This is a genomic window from Dyadobacter sediminis (genome assembly GCF_005860765.1).
In the GTDB taxonomy this organism is placed as follows: Bacteria; Bacteroidota; Bacteroidia; order Cytophagales; family Spirosomataceae; genus Dyadobacter; species Dyadobacter sediminis.
This window is the reverse complement of the sequence record NZ_VCEI01000021.1, coordinates 623015-647645: the sequence shown is the minus strand read 5'-3', so window position 1 is coordinate 647645 and position 24631 is coordinate 623015. Positions and strand designations below refer to the sequence as shown.

Genomic DNA, 24631 nt, shown 5'->3' with positions numbered 1-24631 from the left:
TTACCGAAATTTTCAATAAATAATTAATATGAATCAAGGAACAGTAAAATTCTTTAATGACTCAAAAGGTTACGGGTTTATTAAAGACACAGAAACAGGACAGGATTATTTCGTACACATCTCCGGTCTTGTTGACGAAGTTCGCGAAAATGACGACGTAACTTTTGACCTTCAGGAAGGACGTAAGGGACTTAACGCGATTAATGTTAAGCTTGCCTGAGGGCCCTTAATATAAAATTCCAGACCGTTTCAAGGCATGTGCCGCGAAACGGTTTTTTTATGCCCTGCCCTTTCGATCCTTTTTCCTTCCTCCGCCGCTCATTCATACGGCAAAGCAACCGCTGAAACTTTTTTTCTGCACTTGAGCAACTTTGTTTGTTCTCTTTGTATCTATAAAACAAACACCGGGTACACACCAGCCGCTTATAGCATTTTAAAACCACTTGTGTAATCTAAGGTTCTATGTTATACAAAGTACTTACTTTTGCATTGTACTAACAGCCGGGTTACAGGATTTCGTTCTTCTCACCTCCTTTTTCCTGACAGTTAATACATGAAACATTTAATCTGTTAGCCATGAAATTCTTTATTAACCTAACTGCGGCATTGCTGCTTACCAGGATTTTTGCATTCGCCCAAACGCCTTCCGGCAGTGGAAAAATTTCCGGCAGCGTACTGGATGAAAAGTCCCAGCCTTTTCCGTTTGTCAACATCCTGCTGCTTCATGCCAAAGATTCTGTGCTTGTAAAAGGACTTGCAGCGGATGAAAACGGCAAGTTTTTGTTTGATCAGGTTGCAAACGGGAAATACCTGACGCTGGTTTCCATGGTCGGTTACCAGAAAAAGTACAGCGAAGTATTTTCAGTTGCCTCCAATTCCGTAAATCTTCCGGCCTTTACATTGAAAACTGACACCCAGTCACTGAATGAAGTAACGGTTGTTTCAAAAAAACCATTTATAGAACAGGAAATTGACCGGACGGTCGTCAATGTGGAAAACAGCATTGTTTCTGCGGGTGCCACAGCGCTGGAAGTACTGGAACGTGCGCCGGGCGTTACCGTTGACCAGCAGAACGAGCAACTGAAGCTGCGCGGAAAAGAAGGCGTTATCGTACAGATTGACGGAAAACAGACTTTTTTATCGCAGCAGGAACTCATTACGCTGCTCCGCAACACGCCAAGCGACAACATAGAAAAGATTGAACTGATCACAAATCCTTCGGCAAAATACGATGCGGCAGGAAACTCCGGAATCATTAACATCAAAATGAAACGTAATAAAAACTACGGAACCAACGGAAACCTGAATCTTGGCGCTGCATACGCCCGCTACGGAAGAGCCAATGCTTCGGCTACGATCAATCACAGGGCCGGTAAAATCAGCACGTTCATCAGCGGCGGCGCTTTTCTCAACAAGGGATTTAACAACAACGACATTTACCGCAAGATTCCGTACGAAAACAAGGTGACCATTTTTGACCAGAGAACGGATCGTATCAATGAATCGCAATACTATAATGTGAGAGCGGGTATGGATTATTTTGCATCGGACAAAACTACAATCGGCGTGCTGGTTTCGGGTTTTCATAATGACTGGAGCAATCCATACGGCGTAACCAACACGCGGATCCTGAACGAAGACCTTGTTCTTCAGCGGACTTTCAGAACGAATGTTTACAACGGCAGCAAAATGAACAACATAAGCTCCAACATCAATTTCAAGCATCAGTTTAATGACAAAGGCAAAGAACTGACATTTGATGTAGACTACGTGAACTACGACGGCAGACAAAAAAGCAATCTGGATACACGGTACGCCAAACCGGACGGACAGCCGGACGGAGCACCGGAAATCGTAAGGAACAACATGCCCTCAAACATCAATATCGGCGTGGCCAAACTGGATTATGCGCAGCCATTGGGAAAAGGAAAACTGGAAACAGGATTGAAATCCAGTCTTGTGGCTTCGGATAACAACATGGTTTTTGAAATAAAAACGGATGACTGGAATCTGGACCCGAAGCGTTCCAACCAGTTTAAATATTCTGAAAACGTAAATGCGGCTTACGTTAATTATGGCGGAAGCATTTCCAAAAAAATCAAATATCAGCTCGGGCTTCGCGGCGAGCATACGCATTCCGTCGGCAATTCGGTTACTTTGAACCAGAAACGCGACCGCAATTATATCAATCTTTTCCCAAGCATATTTCTATCCAATCAGCTGGACACCAATAATGTAATCAACATATCTTACAGCCGCCGCATTGACCGTCCGAACTACCAATCGCTCAATCCGTTTGAATTTTATCTTGATCCGTACACTTTCCAGCGCGGAAATCCGAATTTGAAACCGCAGTACACGAATTCGTTTCAGCTGGTGCACGTTTACAAAAGTTTCCTGAACACGACACTGGCTTACAGCCGGATCAAGGATATGATTGCAGACGAGCTTCCGCAGCAGATTGCTTCTGAAAACAAGACTTTTGTGACATCGGACAATCTTGATAATCAGGATAATGTAAGTTTGACCATTTCATTCCCTGTTCCGATTACAAAATGGTGGAAGCTTCAGACCAACTTCACCGGCGTTTACAATCATTACAATTCCATTTATCTGGACGAAAAACTGGAAATCCGGCAGGCGTCCTGGAATATGTATGCAAGCAGCCAGTTTACAATTCCGAAAGGCTGGTCTGCCGAACTTTCCGGCTGGTATAACAGCAAAGCTTTCTATGGATTGTATGCGGCCAAATCGATGGGAATGATCAATGCGGGCTTACAAAAGAATATTCTGAACAAAAAAGGGACGATCCGTCTGAATGTAAACGACATTTTCTGGACCAACCGTTTCCGTGGAAAAGCGGTTTACAAGGACATCGATTTCCTGGTTCGTTCGGAATGGCCAAGCCGCCAGTTCAGGCTCACTTTTACTTACAATTTCGGAAATCAGAATGTAAAAGGAGCACGTGAGCGCAACACCGGATCGGACGATCTGCAGAAACGTGCCAACGGCGGCAGTTAAATCAGGAAAGCAGACTTTAAACAGTCTTTTTCATAATTAGTTAGGTTTGTTATGCAGAAAATCCATCCCCCGCCATGAGGGATGGATTTCTTATAACGGCTAATATATAGAATGGCTGCCGTATTAACTTTCCAGTGCCGCAACGCCGGGAAGTACTTTTCCTTCCATGTATTCGAGCAATGCGCCGCCGCCTGTGGAAACGTAACTTACACGGTCGCCGTATCCTGCATTGTTGATTGCAGAAGCCGAATCGCCGCCGCCGATCAGAGAAAATGCGTCGTTTTCTTCTGTTACTGCCACCACGGATTCTGCAATAGCATTGGTGCCTTGTGCAAAGTTCGGGAATTCAAAAACGCCCATCGGACCGTTCCAGAGTACGGTTTTGGAATTTCTCACGATTTCGGAGAAAACCTTGATTGTTTCCGGACCAATGTCCAGCCCCTGCCAGCCATCCGGAATTTCACCGGCATTTACCACTTTGCGCTCGGCATCGTTACTGAATTTATCTGCAATGACGGTATCAACCGGCAGAATCAGGTTTACACCTTTGTCTTTCGCCTTTTGCACCAGTTCCAGCGTAAGTTCCTGCTTGTCAGCTTCCAGCAGCGACTCGCCAATACTTCCGCCTTTCGCTTTGGCAAAGGTGTAAGACATTCCGCCGCCAATGATCAGGTTATCCACTTTATCGATCAGACGCTCGATAATCAGGATTTTATCCGAAATTTTGGCACCGCCCATAATGGCTGTAAACGGCCTTTCCGAATGTTCAAGCAATCTTTCTGCATTGTCCAGCTCGGCCTGCATGACATAACCGCAAACCTTGTCGGTAAAGAATTTGCCGATAACCGCCGTAGACGCATGTGCGCGGTGCGCGGTTCCGAATGCATCCATCACCCATACATCGCCTAATTTGGATAACTTCTCTGCAAATTCCTCGTTTCCTTTTTCCTCGTCCTTATAAAAACGCAGATTTTCCAGCAGCAATACTTCTCCCGGCTGCAAGGCATCTGCCAGTTCTTTTGCATTTTCCCCGATGCAGTCGTCAGCGAACTTGATCGTTTTTCCAAGTATCAGCGACAAGGGGTTTACAAGGTGCTTCAAAGAATATTTTTCGGTCGGGCCATCTTTCGGACGTCCAAGGTGAGACATCAGGATAACAGCGCCTCCGTCATTCAGGATTTTCGTAATTGTTGGAATCGTGGCACGGATACGTGTATCGTCCGTAATCTCGAATTTTTCATTTAGCGGAACATTGAAGTCAACGCGGACCAAGGCTTTTTTGCCTGAGAAATCATAGGAATCTAATGTTGTCATGGGCAGGTAAAATTGTTTTCCATAGGTAACAAATGTAATTTAAATTCTTTATTATATACTATATAAATAGAAAAAGCAAGCATTTATAATAAGTATAATCCAATTATTGATTCTAATTTTTCTATTATTTGGCAAATTAGCAAAATTTTTACCAAGCTTCATTTGGCTCTTTTTTCCCGTTGCATTTATTCCATGAATATGGAAATATTCCTGTAAAAAGTTACGGACCGCTTCTGTTCAAAGAACTTATTTTATTAATTTTAACTTTACGTAAAATCAGATTTATCCGTTTTCAACGAAGTGCTTCCGAATCCAACAGTGCAGAATACAGGGTTTCCGACGGATCTTCCTCCCAAATATTATCATGATTATTTCTGTTATGTGCTGGATTTCGTACGTAAAAGGTACGCGCATGTCCTGAATGAAAATGAAACGGCGTTTCTGGAAAATTACTACGCACTTTCCGAGGATGCACAATGCCTTTTTATCCGTTTCAGCAATCGCAGCAAATCTTTTTTCAGGGTAAACAGCCTTGCCTATTCCGAAATCTCCGACTTGCGCGCGGTACTGAACGAGCTGCTGGAAAAAAACTTCATCGAATCCGTCTGTGAACATCATTCCGACCGCCTTGAAGAGATTATGGATCTTTTCACCAAGCCCGAGCATCTGTTTTTCACAAAACAGCTTGAACCCGAAATCATGCCTTCCAAAAGCATCCGGAAACCGGACCTTGTGCGCTGGCTCGTTCATGAATATGACTGTTCCACGTTGCTGAAACTGATTTCCGGATCGGAACCGATTGTCAAGGTAAGTTTTGAAGCAGAAGTCATGCTGATGAAATTTCTGTTTTTCGGCAACAGACATGCCGATATGACCGAATTCGTGATCCGCGATCTTGGGCATGTCCGTTTTCAGTCCTTCGATGAACAGCATCTGGCCATCCGTTTCGATTCCAGAAAAGATGTGGACGATACTTTGATGGTTTCGCTGATGAAAGAAACCTTTGACGCCCTTAAAAACGAACTGCCGCCGGAAGAGATATTCGACTGGTTTATGAACTGGCAAACCGTAAACGGTACCGGGCTCAGCAGCAAGGCCATTCCTTCTTACAACGCTTTCATACTCCGCGTAAGCGCATGGCTGGAACGTAAAAAAATGCTGTCGCAGGCGCTGACGATTTATCAGCTGACCAACGACGCGCCGGCGCGTGAAAGACGTGTACGGCTGCTGTATACGCTGGGCGAAACGGATGAGGCGCTGGCCCTTTGTGAAGAAATAGCAGAAAATCCTCAGAACGCAGACGAACGTTATTTCAGTCAGGATTTTTATGAAAAAATCAGCAACAAGAAAAAGCGTGTTGTAAAACGTACGACGCAGGCGCTGAAAGCTGCGGATGCCATTGAAATTCCGGTCATGTACCGCCATCAGGTCGAACTGGGTGCACTGCATTATTACCGTGCGCAGGGATTTCAGGCTTTTTTCAGTGAAAACGAACCGTGGCGCGCATTGTTCGGACTTTTGTTCTGGGATATTATTTACGATACCAACGTAAAAACCATTCACAATCCCATGCAGCGCGTTCCTTCCGATTTTTTTCTTCCGGATTTTTATTACAAAAGATCAGAGCAGCTTCACGAACGGCTCAGATCGGCAGCTACAAAGGAAATTATTGATCGGATTGTATCACAGACGTACATGGAAAAGTTCGGCATGACGAACGTGCTCGTTCCGTGGTATGAAGGTGCGCTGGATAAAGTACTTACGCTGACTTCCCTGCTGAGCCCGCAACAGCTGCATGCCATTATGATCGAGATTGCACAAAATTTACGCGAAAATACGCGCGGCTTTCCCGATCTGCTCGTCTGGAATGAAAACGAATATGCCTTTATCGAGATCAAATCACCGACGGATCATTTGTCATCACGGCAATTGCACTGGCAGCATTTCTTTGCAGAACACGCAGTACAAAGCAGGATCGTGCGTGTCAACTGGATCAAGGATTAAAAAAACTTCCTTTTACTCAAATACAAAATCGGCTACAACAGGCAAATGATCGGATGCGTATTTTTCATCCATCACGCGCGTTCCCAGGCTTTTCAGTTTATTTCCTTTTTTATAAAGAATGAAATCAATCGTTTTTGAAGGATTTTCAACCGGAATCGTCGGCTTGCAATCGGAACACGAACTTGCGAAATACGGATTAAAAACAGCCATAACGGGACTTTCCGGAACGGCGTTGAAATCGCCTGCCAGAATCATCGGCAATGCTGTTTTTCCAAAATGGCTGATAATCGTTTCCGCTTGCAAAAGCCGGTTCGCTTCTTTGAGGCCGAGATGCGTGCTTGCAAAAATCATTTTCTGTCTGGACGGCAGCATAACGGTAATCGCGGCAATTGTACGGTTTTCTTCCGGCTTATCCGCATGGATCGGCAGGCTGTATTTTACCGAATCCAGAACCGGAAAACGGGAAAGAACGGCAACGCCGTATTCGCCGCCCTGATGATCAATAGCCTTTGAAAAGTAAAACTGCATTCCCGTCAGTTCGGCAAGCTGCTGCGCCTGGTTTTTTCCTTTTCCCGAACGTTCCGTATTCACATCCACTTCCTGAAGCGCTACAAAATCCGGTTTTTCGGCATGGATTACTTTTGCAATGGCTTCCACATCAATTTTATCGCCGGCCGAAGGCGGATTGCAATGATGGATATTGTAAGTCATGACTCTGAAACCCTGCTTTCTGAACGTTGAGCCGTTAATATTTTGACCATTTTCTTCGTTTGCAAATGCAGCAACAGAAAGCACAACCAGAAAGCTGAACAGGAAATTTTTCATCGCATCAATAAGGATTTTAGGACATTACGATTTCAAAAGTAGCGTTTACATGCGTTTTTATACCTGTATTTTCCAGATTTTGCTAACATTACATCGCCAATGAACTTGATGCATAAGCTTTCTTTTAAATAACTTCCGGCAACCTGAACGAACCCTTTTTGTTAAATACGGCTTGTAAACGAAATTACGGCAATCAAACAAATACAGACATAAAAGGCCAAAATAATGTTTACAAGCTGAAAACAGGCAGTTTGGCCGACAAATAGAAAAGGCCTGTTTTTAGTATTGAAAAGAGGAAGTACATTTACTTGCATTTTGTTCTTGAAAAGTATGATGCTTTTACATTTATCCAACATTAATCTATTATTTACATGAAAAAAACAGTGTATTTCTGCTGCTTTCTACTGACGTTGATTTCAGGCAGCAGCAATCTTTTCGCGCAGGGAAAACCTTTATACACCAATCCGGTCGGTCTTCAGGCATATACGTTCCGCGGCAGCTGGCCAAAAGGCATTGAGGCAACGCTGGATACGATCAAATCGCTAGGCGTAACGGAAATGGAAGGCGGCCCGATCAAAGGAATGGCTACGGAAGAACTGCGCAAACAACTGGATAAAAGAGGCATCAAAATGGTCTCGATCGGTGCGGATTACAATGCGCTGAGCCAAAGTACAGAACAGACGATCAAGGATGCCAAAATCCTCGGCGCGTCGTACGTAATGGTTGCCTGGATTCCTCATGGAAAAACTTTTGACCTGGAAACGGCAAAAAAAGCAGTCGCCGATTTCAACAAGGCCGGAAAAGAGCTGAAAGAAGCCGGTATTACGCTTACGTACCATAATCACGGTTACGAATTTTACCCGTACGAAGACGGAACGCTTTTCGACTACATTGTAAAAAACACCAACCCGGAATACGTTTCTTTTGAAATGGATGTGCTATGGGCTGCTTTTCCGGGACAGGATCCTGCCAAACTGCTGCTGAAATATCCTACGCGCTGGAAACTGATGCACCTTAAGGATCTGAAAAAAGGCGTGGAAGGCAACTTGTCAGGCGGAACGCCCACAACCAATGACGTGGCGCTCGGAACGGGCTCCATTGACATTCCTGCCATTCTGAAAGCGGCGAAAAAAGTTGGCATCAAGCATTATTTCATTGAAGACGAAAGCCCTTCTTACCTGAAACAGATTCCGCAGACGATCGCGTACATAAAAGGTTTGAAAGAGTAGCATTTTTGTCAGTACAGCCATTTTTTATACTTATCAAAAAAAACAGACCTGTCATCAGAACGGCAGGTCTGTCTGAAACTTTTGAAAGAAAAATTGGCCCGTTTTATACAATTCAGAAAATACAAATTATGGAACCAGCATTGTTGAATCAGGTCCCGTCGCTGGATTTGGCCGATTTCACTTCGGGAGAAATACAGAAAAAGGAACAATTTGTTGTAGCTCTGGGCGAAGCTTTTACCAACATCGGATTTGTAGCCATCAAAAATCATGGTCTTGACGAAAATCTGCGCAATCAGCTTTATGATGCAGTAAAGGCGTTTTTTTCATTGCCGGAAGAAGTAAAAAAGAAATACGAGTTTGCAGAGCTTTTCGGGCAAAGGGGTTATATAGGAAAAGGGAAAGAAACGGCAAAAGGCTTCAAAGTAGCCGATCTGAAAGAATTTTATCATGTAGGGCAGCCTGAACCGATTGGTAACATGCCTTCCAACATTTTCCCTGACGAACTTCCTGATTTCGAAAAATACACGCTGGAAGTTTACAAAACCTTTGAAAATACCGGAAAAACGCTGCTGCGTGGCATTGCGTTATACCTTGAACTGCCGGAAGATTATTTTGAAGACAAGGTGAAAAACGGCGACAGTCTGCTGCGTGCCCTGCATTATTTCCCGATTCCGAATCCTGAGCTTGTGCCGGAAGGTGCGGTAAGGGCAGCTGCACACGGCGATATCAATCTGATTACACTGTTAATGGGCGCCAGCGCAGAAGGCCTGGAAGTACTCCGAAGAGATGGCGAATGGATTGCCATTACAGCACTTCCGGATCAGATCGTCGTGAACGTAGGCGACATGCTGGACCGCCTGACCAATCATAAACTGAAATCCACGATTCACCGGGTCGTCAATCCGCCGCGTGAAAAAATGGGCACTTCGCGTTACTCCATTCCGTTTTTCATGCACCCGCGGGCCGACATGAACCTCAAAAGTCTTGAAAGCTGCATCACATCCGAAACACCAAAGCTTTACACGGATATGACCGCCGGAGAATTTCTGGATGAACGGTTAAGAGAACTCGGATTAAAGAAATAAGCACCGTTGTCCAGCCCATCTATCCGCCGCTTTCGTTACATCATTTATCTGATGGATATCCTGCTGTTATCGCTGACGGCTTTCGGAGGTCCGCAGGTGCATCTGATGATGATGATTGAAAGGCTGGTGCGTAAAAGACGCTACATAACCGAAGAAGAACTACTTGAACTTCAGGCACTTTGTCAGGTTCTGCCCGGGCCGAGCTCCACACAGACGGTTACAGCCATCGGACTGAAAATCGGCGGGCAGCCGCTTGCTTATCTGAGCCTGCTTGTATGGTCGCTGCCGGCTATGGTGCTCATGACTATGGCCGCCATCGGCATTCATTACCTGGAACAAAATGCGATTTCCTTGTCATTCACAAGATTCGTGGGGCCAATGGCCGTTGCATTTCTGATGTACGGCGCGTATGCCATTGCACGGAAAGTGATTCATAATGCGCTGGGCTGGACTCTGCTTATTTTTTCCACTGTTCTCGCCTATTTGTATCCTTCGCCGTACATGACACCGGTTCTGATTGTTTCGGGCGGCATCGCGGCTTCGCTGAATTTCAAAAAACATGAGAAAATGGAGAAAGGCCCGATCCGGATTCGCTGGCGGCCGCTTATTTTCTGGATTTCGGTTCTGATTGCAGCCGCAGTCGTGGGCAAAATTACCAATTCCCTTCCTGTTCGCCTTTTTGAAAATTTTTACCGGAACGGCAGTCTGGTTTTCGGCGGCGGACAAGTGCTGATTCCGATCCTTTACAATGAATTTGTCGAGTTCAAGCATTATCTTACCGATCAGGAATTTCTGGCCGGCATGGCGCTTACGCAGGTTGTGCCCGGGCCGGTTTTCTCCATTGCGACCTTTGTAGGAAGTGTGTCACTGCAGGCAGACGGCGTGCCCGGAGAAATTTTAGGCGGTTTTGTGGCAACTGCCGGCATTTTCCTGCCGGGAACATTCTTTATCTTTTTTGCTTATCCGTTCTGGGACCAGCTGAAAAAGTACCGCGGCATCCGTGCTTCGCTGGAAGGCGTTCATGCAGCAAGCTGCGGACTGACGATTGCGGCGGCCATTTCGCTTCTGGAACCCATGACGGCAAGCTGGCAGCCGTTACTGACCGTAGCCGGCACGTTGTTGCTGCTGTTTTTTGCCAGAGTTCCTTCGTATATTATAATCATTGCAGGACTGCTGTTAGGAATTGTATTCTAAGTTCAGTTTAAAAGTCCGCACATTTTTTCACGGCATTACCTTACGGGTTCAATTGCATTAGTCAAATGGTTTTCCAAACTTTGAAGACTGATTTCTTTCATTTCCCGATTCATGAAAAATAAGATTGTAATTCTTTGCCTTTCTTTGCTTAGCCTTTGTGTACATTTTTCAAATGCCCAGATCAGCACACCGCCGAGCTTTCTGCACAAAAACAAGCAATGGGTCGATTCCGTTTTTGCAACGCTGACACCCGACGAAAGAATTGCACAGCTCATTATGGTGGCAGCCGTTTCCGACGTTAAAAGGGCGGTTATTGATCCTAAAACCAGCAATCCGGCTGCGGTTGAAAAACTCATCCGGGAAAATAAAGTCGGCGGCGTCGTGTTTTTTCAGGGCGGCCCCGTTCCGCAGGCGAAGTTGACCAATCATTTCCAGTCTGTTTCCAAAGTTCCGCTCCTGATTGCCATGGATGCCGAGTTCGGGCTTGCCATGCGTATTGACAGTACGGTAAGGTATCCGTATCAGATGACTTTGGGCGCCATTCAAGGAAACAATGAACTGATTTACGAAATGGGCGCGCAGCTTGCCAGACAGGCGCGCCGGCTGGGCATGCACATTAACTTTGCACCTGTTGCCGATGTAAATAACAACCCGGACAATCCCGTCATCAGCTTTCGTTCTTTTGGCGAAAACAAATACAAAGTAGCGGACAAAGCTGTGGCGTACATGAAAGGAATGCAGGACAACGGACTGCTTACCAGCGCCAAGCATTTTCCCGGCCATGGCGACACAGGCACGGATTCGCATTTTGACCTGCCTGTAATTGCCCATGATGCCAAAAGGATTGACTCGCTGGAACTGTATCCGTTCCGGGCTTTGATGAACAATGGATTAAGCGGCATGATGATCGCGCATCTGAGTATTCCGGCACTGGACAAAACGCCGAACCTTCCTTCCACACTTTCCAAACCGATTGTAACCGATTTACTTCGCAGCCAGCTCGGGTTTGAAGGCCTGATTTATTCGGATGCCATGAATATGAAAGGCGTTACAAAGTATTTCCCGAATGGAAAAGCGGATGCAATGGGCCTGGAAGCAGGCATGGATATTCTGGAATTTACCGAAGACGTGAACAAATCCATTGCCGAAATCAAGAAAAGCATTGCCGAGGGAAAGATCACGCAGGCGGAAATTGATTTCCGGTGCAGAAAAGTGCTGGAAGCCAAAGCGTGGGCCGGCCTGAACCGTTACAAACCGGTGGATCTAAATAATCTGTATGAAGACCTTAACCCGAAAGAAGCTGAACTGACAAACCGGCTGCTGACGGAAAAAGCACTGACTGTCCTGAAAAATGACAATAACCTGCTGCCGCTCCGGGAACTGGATACTTTAAAAATCGCATCCGTTTCGCTCGGCGCCGATACCGTCACTGTTTTTCAGAAAACCTTGCAGCTTTATACTTCGGTTGATCATTATTTTATTCCGGCCAAAGCGACAGATTCACAGATTGCCGAGCTTAAAGCAAAGTTGAACCAATACAATTTACTGCTTGTCGGTGTGCATCTGGGAAGCATTTCGCCACGTTCCAGTTATGGTCTTACGGAGCCGATGAATGCCATCCTGGAATCGCTGATCGCAACAAATAAAGCTGTTGTTTCGGTTTTCGGAAATCCCTATGCATTGAACAAAATGAAAAAACCGGAAGGTGCAAAAGCGCTGATTATGGCTTATCAGCTGACGCCGTATACGCAGGATCTTTCCGCACAGCTTATTTTCGGAGCTATTCCGGCAAGCGGGAAACTTCCGGTGACGGTCAATAAATTATTCCCTTATAACAGCGGAATGGATACGCCTGCAATCGGCCGCCTGAAATATACGGTTCCCGAAGAAGTAGGGCTGGACTCCAGGATCGTTACGTTCAAAATTGATTCCATTGCCAATGTGGCCATTACGCAAAAAGCAACGCCCGGCTGTGTCGTTCAGCTTGCCAAGGACGGAAAGGTATTTTTCCGCAAAGCTTACGGCAAACACACTTACGAAGGGCCGCAAACGGTTAAGCTGACGGATCTTTATGACCTCGCCTCGGTAACAAAAATCACAGCTTCCACGCTTGCCTTGATGAGCCTTTGGGATCAGAAAAAGTTTGATCTGGATGCGACCATGAAGGATTACTTGCCGGATTTTAGAAATTCAAACAAGGCTGATCTGCATTGGAGACGGGTTCTGACACATAGCGCACGGCTGAAAGCATTCATTGTTTTATGGAAAGAAGCGCAGAATCCGGACGGTTCGTGGAAAAAGAAGACATTCAGTACCAAAATGTCAAAAAAGTATCCGACGTCCGTTGTCGGAGACAGCCTTTTCATTTTTAAAGATTATGACAAAACGATTTTTAAATCCATCCGCGATTCGCCGCTGAATGAAAAGGAAGGTTACGTTTACAGCGATCTGTCTTTTATTTTGTACCCTCAGATTGTAAAATCACTATCAGGCGAAAATTTTGAAGATTACCTTAAAAATCATTATTATCATAAACTGGGCGCCAATTCACTGACTTTCAATCCAAAAAGATTTTACAAACTGGAAGAAATTGTCCCGACCGAACGCGATACTTTTTTCCGGATGGCGCAGCTGCATGGCCAGGTTCACGACGAAGCCGCTGCCATGCTTGGTGGGCTCAGCGGACATGCCGGGCTTTTCGGCGATGCCAATGACGTGATGAAAGTCTGGCAAATGTATCTTCAGAATGGATATTACGGAGGCCAGCAGCTGCTCAGCAAAGATGCATTGATTGAATTTACACGTTATCAGTATCCGGAAGAAGGCAGCCGCAGAGGAATCGGATTTGACAAACCCACGTTCAAATACTCCGGCAATGCGCCGCGGTATGCAAGTCCGTCCAGCTTTGGACATACGGGTTATACCGGCATTATGACGTGGGCCGATCCCGCGTGGAAACTGAACTATGTATTTCTGTCCAACCGCGTGTACCCGACGCGGGAAAATTCCCGTATTTCCACGCTCAATATCCGGACTTCGATCATGGATGTGATTTATCAGGAATTATTAAAAAAACAATAAGCGGCTGTATCGCGGCATATAATTCTATATTTGCAATAAACATTTTTTATATGGCACAACATTACCGCTTTGACAGGGAAAAAGCTTCGCGGCGTCCCGGCATTACGCCTCTGAAAGAGGCCATTGACATGATGCTGGACAAATACAGCCTGCGAAACAGGTTTGATCAGTCATTTGTGGTTGCACACTGGGACAAAATCATGGGTTCTGCCATTGCCACCAGAACAAAGAAAGTGTACATTAAAGATCAGATTCTTTTTCTTCAGATTGAATCCGCGCCGCTGCGCAATGAACTGGTCAGGGCCAAGCCGAAAATCATTGAACTGATCAATCGTGAAATTGGCACGAACCTTGTCGAAGACGTAGTATTTATCTAAAAAATAACCCAATCCGGCATTCGCACATTGCTTTTTGTTTAATGAATGAAATTCAATTTCCGCCTTTTCTGCAGTCCGGGGATAAAATAGGGATCACAGCACCTGCAAGTGTAGTCAGATACGAAGATGTGCTTCCGGGAATCGGTCTTTTTACAAGAACCTGGGGCCTTGAAGTTGTCGAAGGAAAAACGCTTCACAGTTCTTTTAACCAGTTTTCGGATACGGACGAAGCCCGTCTTGCAGAGTTTCAGCTCATGCTCGACGACCCTTCCATAAAGGCGATTATTTCGGCACGCGGCGGGTACGGCTGCTCGCGCATTGTGGACAGACTGGATTTTACCGGATTTATGAAATCCCCGAAATGGATAGTCGGGTTCAGTGATCTTACTGTTTTTCTAGCCAGAATTCACAAGCTTGGTTTTGCCGGCATTCACGCCCAGATGGCAAAGTCCATCACTATTGAAGGCGGAACAATTGCTGCCAAATCGCTGCGACAGATGCTTTTTGGAGAACTTCCCTCCTACTCCGTTCCGGCCCATTTTCTGAACCGTACAGGAACAGCAAATGCGGAAGTTGTCGGGGGAAACCTTTGTATGCTGGCGCATATGATCGGAACGGAAACGGAAATGGATACAAATGGAAAAATCCTTTTTATCGAGGATATCGGCGAATACCTGTACAATCTGGACCGTATGATGATTCAGATGAAGCGTTCGGGAAAGCTGGACAGACTTGCCGGGCTGATTGTAGGACAATTCACCGATATGAAAGACAACAGCAAACCGACTTTCGGAAAAAATGCAAATGAGATCATTCACGAGCATGTTGCAGGTTACAGCTATCCGGTCTGTTTTGATTTTCCCGTAGGCCATGTTGCGGATAACCGGGCCATGTGCGTCGGGATGCATGCTACTCTGGAAGTAACTGAAAATTTGGTCAATTTTCAGTTTTCCCATGCTGCCTCAACAATCATTTAAGCTTTTTTGTCATGCAATCATTTAAAGATAAAGTTGTCTGGATCACCGGTGCATCTTCCGGGATCGGAGAAGCAATAGCCATGGCATTTGCCAATGAAGGCGCCAAACTGGTGCTCACTGCACGCAGGGAAGAAGAACTGCAGAGGGTAAAAAAAAGGACAGGGTTGCCGGAAACATCTGTTCTGGTGCTTCCGATGGATGTAACCCAGTTTGAAAAAGCAAAACCGGCGGCTGAAAAGGTCATTGCTCATTTTGGCCGCATAGATATTATGGTCCATAATGCCGGCGTAAGCCAGCGTTCGTACATTAATGATACCGATCTTGACGTTTATCAGATGCTGATGAATGTGAATTTTTACAGTACCGTAGCCATTACCAAAGCTATCTTACCGTATATGATCCAGCAGAAAAGCGGTCATTTTATTGTCATCAGCAGCGTTGCCGGCAAAATCGGAACCATTATGCGTTCAGGTTACAATGCTTCAAAACATGCATTGCAGGGATTTTACGATTCACTGCGCGCCGAAGGCTACAAGGACAACATCAAAGTGACAACGATCTGTCCGGGCTACATCCGCACGAATATTTCCCTGAATGCGCTGAACGAAAACGGAAGCAAATTCGGCAAAATGGACGCCAATCAGGAGAAAGGAATTGCTCCCGAAGAATGTGCTGCAAGAATTCTGGAAGCTGTCAAAAATGATAAAAAGGAAATTTACATCGGCGGCATGAAAGAAGTTGCCGCTATTTACCTGAAAAGATTTTTCCCGTCCTTTCTGTTTGACCAGATCAGAAAGAATATTCCGGAATAAAATCCGGAATACCTATTTTGACTTTGAACCGCTTTTGTCAAGATAATCAACGGCCAGCCGGCTGAGCGAACGAATGCCCAGCACAAGGCTTCCTTCATCCACGTAAAAGTCCGGCGTATGGTGCGGAGCTGCTTCCGCAACGTTTTTCCCTTTAGGCATGCCGCCCAGAAAGAAGAAAAATCCCGGCACTTTCTGCTGATAATAAGAGAAATCTTCTGCGCCTGTTTTGGCCGGGATCAGCATTACATTCTCTTTTCCGGCCACATTCTGCAGCGTACCGATCATTTTTTCGGTCAGTGGAACATCATTGTAAGTAACGGGATAAAGCACATCGATTTTCACTTGCGCCGAAGCGCCTGCGCTTTCTGCAATGTGCGTGGAAATGTCATTGACCCTTTTGTGGACATACGTATGCATGCCTTCATCAAATGTGCGGATCGTTCCGATCATTTTAACAGATTCCGGAATAATATTCTGTCTGATGCCGCCATTGATTGCACCGATCGTTACAACAGCGGGCGCCTGCGTAAGATTCAGATTTCTGCTGACGATGGTTTGCAATGCCGTTACAATCTGCGATGAAGTTACGATCGGGTCCACGCCCGACCACGGATAGGCACCGTGCGTCTGCTTTCCTTTGACATCAATGCTGAAAAAATCAACGGCCGCCATGGTTGCGCCGGGCCGGTAAGCAATTTTTCCGACTTCAATCTGGGAATCAATGTGCAATCCGAAAACAGCCTCCACTTTCGGGTTTTCCAGCACGCCTTCTTTCACCATCAGTCTGGCTCCGCCTTCTTCTCCTTCCGGCGCACCTTCTTCTGCAGGCTGAAAAATAAACTTGACGGTTCCTTTGATATCGCCTTTCATGGAAGAAAGCACTTCTGCCACGCCCATCAGGATGGCAATATGCGTATCGTGGCCGCAGGCGTGCATAACGCCCGTTTTCTGGCCGTTGTAGTCGGCAACTACCTTGGATTTAAAAGGCAAGTCTCCGCGCTCGGTTACAGGAAGTGCATCCATATCGGCGCGTAAAGCAACAACGGGTCCGGGCTTGCCGCCTTTCAGAATTCCGACTACGCCGGTATGCGCAATGCCGGTCTGTACTTCAAGGCCAAGCTGCTTCAGGTGAGCGGCCACTTTTTCAGCAGTTTTCAGCTCACGGTTGCCGAGTTCCGGATTCTGGTGAAAATCACGCCGCCATTCCACTGCTTTTTTTTCCAGCAACTGAGACTTGTCATCTATCCGGGAAACAAGTGAAGTCTGCCCATGTACTTTAAGTACAATCGGAAGTAAAAATAAAGGTAGTAAAACAAGTCTCATTAAAATCCCTGGTTTGATAATCTATATTGAAATAATACCATACAACTTAAAACCGCAGTCACCAATTTGCCGGATATTTTCAAAAATATTCGACTGAATCAATTTAGAAAAATTATTGATAACACTTTTGCCGGAACCCGGTGTGCCGTTCATTTTTCATTATCAATCTTAAAATCAGCAGAACGTAATAATACAAAAAAGTTAATAAAACAGGTATTCTGTTAACAATTATATAACGCTTGCTAAATTTTCAGGTTTTTTGTAGCAATTAATAAAATGGCAAAAAATGATCTAGTATATATATAATATTTGCTAAAATAACCCCTGATACCAAAGTAAATTTTGGAATTTCGCAATTAAAACGTTGTAATGGTTAAACTAATAATTAATTTTGCAATATTATGTTAACATAACAACCTAACTTTTTAAATCAGGTATGAGGAAGATTCTATTATCCTTACTGGGATGCTTGTTGCTGTTGAGTGCACAATTACATGCCCAGGATCGCGCAGTGACCGGTAAAGTCAGTGCCGAAGACGGCTCCGTGCTGCCGGGTGTGAACATTTCTTTGAAAGGTACTACTCGGGGTACAACTACGGACAGTGAAGGCGCTTACTCAATCAATGCTGAGACGGGCACGACACTTGTATTCAGCTTCATCGGCTTTCAGACGCAGGAAGTAAATGTAGGGAGCCAGTCAACAATCAATGTTTCCCTTAAAAATGATGTGGGCCAGCTGCAGGAAGTTGTTGTAACGGCACTCGGACAGGAGAGAAAGAGAAATGAACTTGTGTATGCTGCACAACAGGTTTCAGCCGAACAGATTACGCAGGCGCGCAGTACAAACGTTATGAATTCCCTTTCAGGTAAAGTCGCTGGTCTTGACATCAAAACCAACAACAACCTTGGCGGATCCACAAACGTGATTATCCGCGGATACAAATCCATAACAGGAAACAATCAGGCTCTCTGGGTTATTGACGGTGTGCCGGTTTCCAATGCAAATACCAATACCCAGGATCAGCAGACAGGTCGTCCGGGAACGGATTACGGTAATGCTGCTTCGGATATCAACCCGGACAACATTGCTTCTGTAAACGTTCTGAAAGGTGCTGCCGCAACGGCGCTTTACGGTTCACGCGCATCAAACGGTGTAATTTTGATCACGACCAAGCAAGGCCGCAAGAACAGCTTTGACGTTACAGTGAACAGCGGTGTTACCTGGGGTAAAATTGACAAAACTACCTTTGTAAAATACCAGAAAGAATACGGTGCAGGTTATGGCGGAGATGGCGCAAAAGACCAGTTTTACAGAGGAAATCTGGGATCGGGAGAAGGCGATATTACAGTCTTTGATGCGGATGCTTCTTTCGGTGCCAAGTTTGACCCAAGCCGTATGGTTTATCAATGGGATGCGATTGATCCTGCCAGCCCTAATTTTGGCAAAATGACGCCCTGGGTTGCTGCTCAGAACGGCCCGGACAAATTCTATGAAACTGCGGTTACCTCAAACCAGAGTGTAAACGTTACAGGCGGTGGCGACAACTCCACTTTCAAAATCGGTTTTACAAGAGCAGACGATAAAGGTGTTTTGCCAAACAGCAAGCTTGAAAAAAATCTTTTCAACTTTTCTGCTTCTTACGACCTGAGCAAAAAACTGACTGTTTCTGCAAACGCCAACTTTTCAAACATTAAAGGTCTGGGAAGATACGGAACGGGTTATAATGGTAAAAACCCTAACCAGCAGTTCAGACAATGGTTCCAGACCAACGTTGACATGCTTGAGCAAAAAGAAGCATATTTCAGAAACGAGCAGAACATCACATGGAACTGGAGAAATCCAACCGCTCCTCTGGAAAACAACGGGCCTATCTATTCTGAAAACCCGTACTTCTCCCGTTACCAGAACTATTCCAATGACAGCCGCAACAACTTCTTCGGTTATGCGCAGGCCGTTTATAAAATTGCTTCATGGGTTGATCTGACAGGCCGGTTTGCCTACAACGGCACCAATGATATGCAGGAAGAAAGAATTGCTTTCGGAAGTGCAGACCCTGCAGAATACATGCGTTATAACCGTTCGTTCAATGAGACTAACCTTGACGTAATTTTCAATTTCCGCAAGAGCATTACAAAAGATATCCATTTCTCCGGTTTGCTGGGAGGTAGCATGCGCAGATCTATGGAAGATGCGATCAGAGCGAAGACAAACGGCGGTATGGTTGTTCCGAACCTTTACTCTTTGTCCAACTCGGTAAACCCGATCGAAGCACCGTCTGAAACGTACAGACGCATTGGTGTGGATGGTCTTTATGGTCAGGCTTCTTTCGGTTACAAGGAACTTGTTAACCTTGACCTTACTGCAAGACAGGACAAATCCACTACACTTCCAACGGGTGCAAATACTTATTTCTACCCTGCAATCGGTGCAAACTTTAACTTCTCCAATCTGGAGTTGTTTAAAGTCAACTGGTTAACAATGGGTAAACTGAGTGCCAACTACGCTGAGGTAGGTAATGATGCGCCATGGGGAAGTATCTATGATGTTTATGACAAACCGACAGGTATCGGCTCGGTTCCTTACTTTACATTGCGTAATACCAAAAACAATGCAAACCTGAAACCGGAACGTACGAAAAACTACGAATTTGGTCTGGAAACAGCATTTCTTGACGACCGTCTGGGACTGAATGTGACGTACTACCGTTCAAGCACGCTTGACCAGATTCTGCCGGTAACCATTACTGCTGCAACGGGTTATGCTTTCAGATACGTAAATTCAGGAGAAGTACAGAATAAAGGGGTTGAAGTTTCAGCATACGTTACGCCGGTAAGAACAGGCAATTTCTCCTGGACAGTGAATGTAAACTTTGCACGCAACAGGAACAAAGTAATCAGCTTGTACGGCGAAGGAGAAAACAGAGTTAAAAACGTACAGATCTCTGCTCCGCAAGGAGGCGTTTCCCTGAATGCAGCAGAAGGACAGCCTTTCGGAGTAATCAGAGGAACCAACTTTGTGTACAAGGATGGCCAGAAAGTAGTGAGACCAAACGGTATGTATGAAGCTTCTGCAAGTTCTGCCGAAATCATCGGCAATCCGAACCCGGACTGGATCGGCGGGATCAGCAATAATCTTAAATACAAAAACGTTTCTTTGAACTTCCTGCTTGATATTCGCCATGGTGGAGATATCTGGTCACTGGATCAATGGTATGGAGAAGGAACGGGTATGTATCCGATCACAGCAGGCCTGAACGAACTTGGAAATCCAAAAAGAAGCCCGGTTGCACAAGGCGGCGGTGTTTTGTATCCAGGTGTACAGGCTGACGGATCTCCAAATACAGTAAGAGCTGAAAACCTGGACGGTAACGGAGCAACTGCTTACGGATACCCTGCCAACCCGCCAAGAGCCATGTACATTTATGATGGAAGCTACATTAAGTTGAGAGAAGTAGCCTTGACTTACAGCCTGCCTCAGAATGTAGTTTCCAAATTGCGTGCATTCAAAGCAATCGACCTTTCAGTAATTGGCCGTAACCTTTGGATCATTCACAAAAATATGGAATACTCGGATCCAGAAGAAGGTTTGAGCTCAGGTGTTTCCAGCGGTGCGGGTGGATACCAAAGCGGTGCATATCCGGCAGTAAGAAGCTATGGTTTCAATGTTAAATTCCGTTTCTAAAAATCATTATGAAAAAAATAATCGTTTTCTTTTTACCCATTCTGCTGCTGGCATCCTGTGTTGACAGTCTGGATGATTACAATGTGGATCAAAAGCGCCCTTCCGTGGTGCCGGCGGTTACACTTTTCTCCAATGCCCTGAAAGGCCTTGCAGATACGCTTACAATTCCGAACGTTAACGTTAATAACTATCGTTTGTATACTCAGCAATGGGCAACCACTACATACCTGGATGAGCCGAGATACAATGTAACAGCGCGTAATATTCCTGAAACTTTCTGGCGAGGAATATACAAAGGTGTGATTTCAGACTTGAATGAATCCCGCCGCATTATAAATGAAGATCAACTGCTTGCAGCTCCCAGCAAGCAAGTACAGTTGGCTCAGATTGAAGTTGTGGAAGTACTTGCATGGTCTGTTCTCGTCAACACTTTTGGCGATATTCCTTATACCGAAGCATTGAATCCTGAAAACCCGCTGCCAAAGTATGACGATGCAAAAACGGTGTATTATTCACTTCTGGATCGTTTGAATGCTGCAGTGCCAAACTTGAAAAGCGGTGGAACGCCGTTTTCAAATGGTGATCTGCTTTATGAAGGTGATGTAAACAAATGGTTCAAGTTCGGAAATTCGCTTAAATTGAAACTGGCCATGATTATTGCGGACAGCGATCCGGCAAAAGCAAAAACACTGGTGGCAGAAGCTGCTGCAAATGTATTTACTTCCAATGCGGACAACGCTGCTTTCCCATATATCAATACGCCTCCGAACTACAACCCGATTGCACAAAACCTGAATCCCTTGTATACAAGCCGTCAGGATTACGTAGCTGCTTCAACAATCATTAATCCGATGAATGAGCTGAACGATCCGAGAAGACCTGCATACTTTACAGAAGTTGACAAAAAGTTTGTAGGTGGCCAGTATGGATTTTTGAATACTTATTCTGCATTTTCACATCCAAGTGATTTAATTATCTCACCGGATCTTGAAGGCATAGTATTAGATTATCCGGAAGTTGAGTTCTTGCTGGCAGAAGCTGTTGAAAGAGGTTTTATTGCCGGATCAGCTGCTGAACACTATAACAAAGCTGTTACCTCGTCTGTAATTTACTGGACTTCAAAGCTGGAAGGTGCTACTGCTGCTTCGACTGCCGCCGCCGCTGCTGCATACCTTGCTCAGCCAAAAGTTGCATACGCTACTGCTGCGACCAACTGGAAAGAAAAAATCGGTTTTCAGAAGTGGCTTGCTCTGTACAACAGAGGTTGGGAAGCATGGGTGGAATGGAGAAGACTGGATTACCCTAAATTATTGCCTCCTTCCGGCGGTAACATCAATCCTGCAACTCCATTGTTTATTCCGGTTCGTATGATTTACCCGATCAATGAGCAAACTTTGAACGGAGCGAACCGTGAAGCTGCTGCGGCTGCCATCGGTGGAGATTTGACAACTACCAAATTATGGTGGGATAAATTCTGATCCATAGTTTAAAGTCAAAAAAGGCGGGCATATTCATTTATGTCCGCCTTTTTTTATGCTGTAATAACTGCAATGTCAATTTGATTCGCTTTACAAACGTTTTTATTTAACTTTGAAAAGTTATCCTGATCTTACACAATGGAAATTCTAAAAAGCCAGCGCCTCAACAATCTCAAATATGAAATTCGTGGTGCTACGTATCACAAAGCGCTTGAACTTGAAAGCCAGGGTTATAAAATTCATAACCTGAATATCGGAAACCCCGCTCCTTTCGGCTTCGATTCTCCGGATGAAATTGTCCATGATATCATCATGAACATCCGCAATGCCCAGGGATATTCGGATTCAAGAGGTTTGTTCGCGGCACGCAAGGCTGTCATGCATTATACACAGACAATCGGGATACAGGATGTGGAAATCAACGATATTTTTATCGGAAATGGTGTCAGTGAACTGATCCTGCTTTCCATGCAGGCTTTGCTGAATCCCGGCGATGAAATCCTGGTTCCTTCTCCGGATTATCCACTCTGGACAGCAGCCATCGCGCTCAGCGGCGGAACCCCCGTGCATTATGTTTGTGATGAAGCTTCCGACTGGAATCCTGATCTGGATGACCTTGAAAAGAAAATAACGCCGCGTACCAAAGGAATTGTTTTGATCAATCCGAACAATCCCACCGGTGCCGTTTATGAAAAGGACATTTTGGCTCGCATGGCAAAAATTGCCGAAGAACACGGCCTGATCCTTTTTTCGGATGAAATATATGACAAGATCCTTTACAACGGAGCGGTACATTATCCGATGGGCTCTTTTGTAACGGATACCTTGTGCGTTACTTATGGCGGACTTTCCAAAAATTACCGCTCAGCAGGTTTCCGCGGCGGCTGGATGATCCTCAGCGGGGCAAAACAAAAAGCAAAATCCTACATGGAAGGTTTGCTGCTGCTGGCCAGCATGCGCCTTTGTGCCAATGTCCCGACGCAATATGCCATTCAGACGGCGCTCGGCGGTTACCAGAGCATTAAGGAACTGGTGGTTCCTACGGGTCGGCTGCACAAGCAGATGAACCTCGTTTATGACCGACTGACTTCCATCCCCGGTATTACATGCGTACGGCCAAAAGGTTCTTTATATGTATTCCCGAAAATTGACCTGAAAAAATTCGGACTGAAAACCGACGAGCAGTTTGTTTACGATCTTCTGAGTGACCAGAAAGTACTGGTTGTGGCCGGAACCGGTTTCAATTACATCAGCGATGATCATTTCAGGATTGTGTTTCTGCCTACTCTTGATGAACTGAACCAGGCGATGGACAAACTGGAATTCTTTCTTGAAAACCACCGGGTATTATCTGCCAAAACCATTGAGAATGTAATTGCCTGAAACGGATCTTTGTCATTACCTCCTTTGTCAGTATATTATTAAATCCGTTCAATGACTATACCGGACCATTCAGTTCAGGAAGCTAAAAGACAGCGTCTTTTTCTTTTGCTATGCGGTATCTTCCTGACCAATGCGCTCATTGCCGAAATAATCGGCGGAAAGATATTTTCTGTTGAAACGCTGCTCGGGCTTTCGCCGGCACAATTGCCGATTGCCGGACAGAAACTTGATTTCAACATGACTGCCGGCGTCATCAACTGGCCGGTCGTGTTCATTACGTCGGATATCATTAATGAATATTTCGGGCGGAAAGGTGTGAAGCGCATTTCATTTCTGACAGCCTGCTTCATAGCCTACACGTTCATTACGATTCTGGCTGCCACAAAGCTGCCTCCCGCCAAATTCTGGCTGGACATCAACAATACGGACAGTCACGGAAATGTGTTTAACATCAATGACGCATTTACCAAAATTTTCAATCAGGGGCTTGGCATCATGATCGGCTCCATTGTAGCATTTTTGCTCGGGCAGCTGCTGGATGTGTTTGTTTTTTCATGGCTGCGCAGAAGAACCGGAAGCCGTTTTATCTGGCTCAGGGCAACGGGCTCCACGATGTTTTCACAACTTGTCGACAGCTTTGTCGTAATCACCATTGCGTTCTACGTTTTCGGGAACTGGAGTCTGAATCAGGTTTTTTCCGTTGGCAGCATTAATTACGTTTACAAAGGCATCGTTGCCATTTTACTTACACCACTTTTGTACGTAGCGCATTATTTTATAGATAATTATCTTGGAAAAGAATATGCAGAAGAACTGTCGCACAAAGCGGCGCACGAGTAATTAAAA

17 protein-coding genes are annotated in these 24631 nt (G+C 45.3%); 14 read left to right on the top strand and 3 right to left on the bottom strand.

Annotation, left to right across the window (positions count from 1 at the left end; all coding sequences use genetic code 11):
- Window positions 1-28 precede the first annotated feature (28 nt).
- Both FEM55_RS09985 and FEM55_RS09980 read left to right on the top strand, forming a co-directional pair.
- The gene (locus FEM55_RS09985) at window positions 29-220 is read left to right on the top strand and encodes a cold-shock protein (RefSeq protein ID WP_026628253.1); all 192 of its coding nucleotides are present in this window, start codon (window positions 29-31) and stop codon (window positions 218-220) included.
- Window positions 221-576: 356 nt separating this feature from the next.
- On the top strand, window positions 577-3021 hold the full coding sequence (locus FEM55_RS09980; RefSeq protein ID WP_138281179.1) for a TonB-dependent receptor: 2445 nt from the start codon (window positions 577-579) through the stop codon (window positions 3019-3021).
- A gap of 123 nt (window positions 3022-3144) precedes the next feature.
- Here the strand turns inward: FEM55_RS09980 and FEM55_RS09975 are convergent, their stop codons facing one another.
- Window positions 3145-4335 (bottom strand): phosphoglycerate kinase, encoded by a 1191-nt coding sequence (locus tag FEM55_RS09975; protein WP_138281178.1) that lies wholly within the window; start codon window positions 4333-4335, stop codon window positions 3145-3147.
- Window positions 4336-4653: 318 nt separating this feature from the next.
- Between FEM55_RS09975 and FEM55_RS09970 the strand changes: the two genes are divergently transcribed.
- Window positions 4654-6339, top strand: a complete 1686-nt coding sequence (locus tag FEM55_RS09970) for a VRR-NUC domain-containing protein (RefSeq protein ID WP_229209185.1) — start codon at window positions 4654-4656, stop codon at window positions 6337-6339.
- A 12-nt stretch (window positions 6340-6351) separates the two neighbouring features.
- Here FEM55_RS09970 and FEM55_RS09965 read toward each other — a convergent pair whose 3' ends face one another.
- On the bottom strand, window positions 6352-7164 hold the full coding sequence (locus tag FEM55_RS09965) for an endonuclease/exonuclease/phosphatase family protein (protein WP_138281176.1): 813 nt from the start codon (window positions 7162-7164) through the stop codon (window positions 6352-6354).
- Window positions 7165-7535: 371 nt separating this feature from the next.
- On the opposite strand from FEM55_RS09965, the gene FEM55_RS09960 reads away from it, so the two are divergent.
- From FEM55_RS09960 to FEM55_RS09930, 7 genes are all read left to right on the top strand, one after another.
- Entirely contained in the window at window positions 7536-8393 is an 858-nt protein-coding gene (locus FEM55_RS09960; protein ID WP_138281175.1) for a sugar phosphate isomerase/epimerase family protein, read from the top strand.
- A 128-nt stretch (window positions 8394-8521) separates the two neighbouring features.
- Window positions 8522-9478, top strand: coding sequence for an isopenicillin N synthase family dioxygenase (locus FEM55_RS09955; protein WP_138281174.1), 957 nt, complete (start codon window positions 8522-8524; stop codon window positions 9476-9478).
- Between the two features lie 51 nt (window positions 9479-9529).
- Entirely contained in the window at window positions 9530-10672 is a 1143-nt protein-coding gene (chrA, locus tag FEM55_RS09950; protein ID WP_138281665.1) for a chromate efflux transporter, read from the top strand.
- 111 nt (window positions 10673-10783) lie between these two features.
- The gene (locus tag FEM55_RS09945; RefSeq protein ID WP_138281173.1) at window positions 10784-13753 is read left to right on the top strand and encodes a serine hydrolase domain-containing protein; all 2970 of its coding nucleotides are present in this window, start codon (window positions 10784-10786) and stop codon (window positions 13751-13753) included.
- Window positions 13754-13803: 50 nt separating this feature from the next.
- A complete protein-coding gene (locus tag FEM55_RS09940) occupies window positions 13804-14130 on the top strand; it encodes a DciA family protein (protein WP_138281172.1) in 327 nt (108 codons plus the stop codon).
- Window positions 14131-14171: 41 nt separating this feature from the next.
- Window positions 14172-15107 carry a S66 peptidase family protein gene (locus FEM55_RS09935; RefSeq protein ID WP_138281171.1) on the top strand — a complete coding sequence of 312 codons (936 nt, stop codon included), beginning with the start codon at window positions 14172-14174 and terminating at the stop codon, window positions 15105-15107.
- 11 nt (window positions 15108-15118) lie between these two features.
- Window positions 15119-15919 carry an SDR family oxidoreductase gene (locus FEM55_RS09930; RefSeq protein ID WP_138281170.1) on the top strand — a complete coding sequence of 267 codons (801 nt, stop codon included), beginning with the start codon at window positions 15119-15121 and terminating at the stop codon, window positions 15917-15919.
- 12 nt (window positions 15920-15931) lie between these two features.
- On the opposite strand, the gene FEM55_RS09925 is transcribed toward FEM55_RS09930, so the two are convergent.
- Window positions 15932-17242: an amidohydrolase gene (locus tag FEM55_RS09925; protein ID WP_138281169.1), complete on the bottom strand. Its 1311-nt coding sequence runs from the start codon at window positions 17240-17242 to the stop codon at window positions 15932-15934.
- A 436-nt stretch (window positions 17243-17678) separates the two neighbouring features.
- On the opposite strand from FEM55_RS09925, the gene FEM55_RS09920 reads away from it, so the two are divergent.
- From FEM55_RS09920 to FEM55_RS09905, 4 genes are all read left to right on the top strand, one after another.
- A complete protein-coding gene (locus FEM55_RS09920; RefSeq protein WP_138281168.1) occupies window positions 17679-20924 on the top strand; it encodes a SusC/RagA family TonB-linked outer membrane protein in 3246 nt (1081 codons plus the stop codon).
- A gap of 8 nt (window positions 20925-20932) precedes the next feature.
- Window positions 20933-22402: a SusD/RagB family nutrient-binding outer membrane lipoprotein gene (locus tag FEM55_RS09915; RefSeq protein WP_138281167.1), complete on the top strand. Its 1470-nt coding sequence runs from the start codon at window positions 20933-20935 to the stop codon at window positions 22400-22402.
- A 138-nt stretch (window positions 22403-22540) separates the two neighbouring features.
- Complete coding sequence (locus FEM55_RS09910) at window positions 22541-23785, top strand: pyridoxal phosphate-dependent aminotransferase (protein ID WP_138281166.1); 1245 nt, start codon at window positions 22541-22543, stop codon at window positions 23783-23785.
- A 51-nt stretch (window positions 23786-23836) separates the two neighbouring features.
- Window positions 23837-24625 carry a queuosine precursor transporter gene (locus tag FEM55_RS09905; RefSeq protein WP_138281165.1) on the top strand — a complete coding sequence of 263 codons (789 nt, stop codon included), beginning with the start codon at window positions 23837-23839 and terminating at the stop codon, window positions 24623-24625.
- Window positions 24626-24631 lie beyond the last annotated feature (6 nt).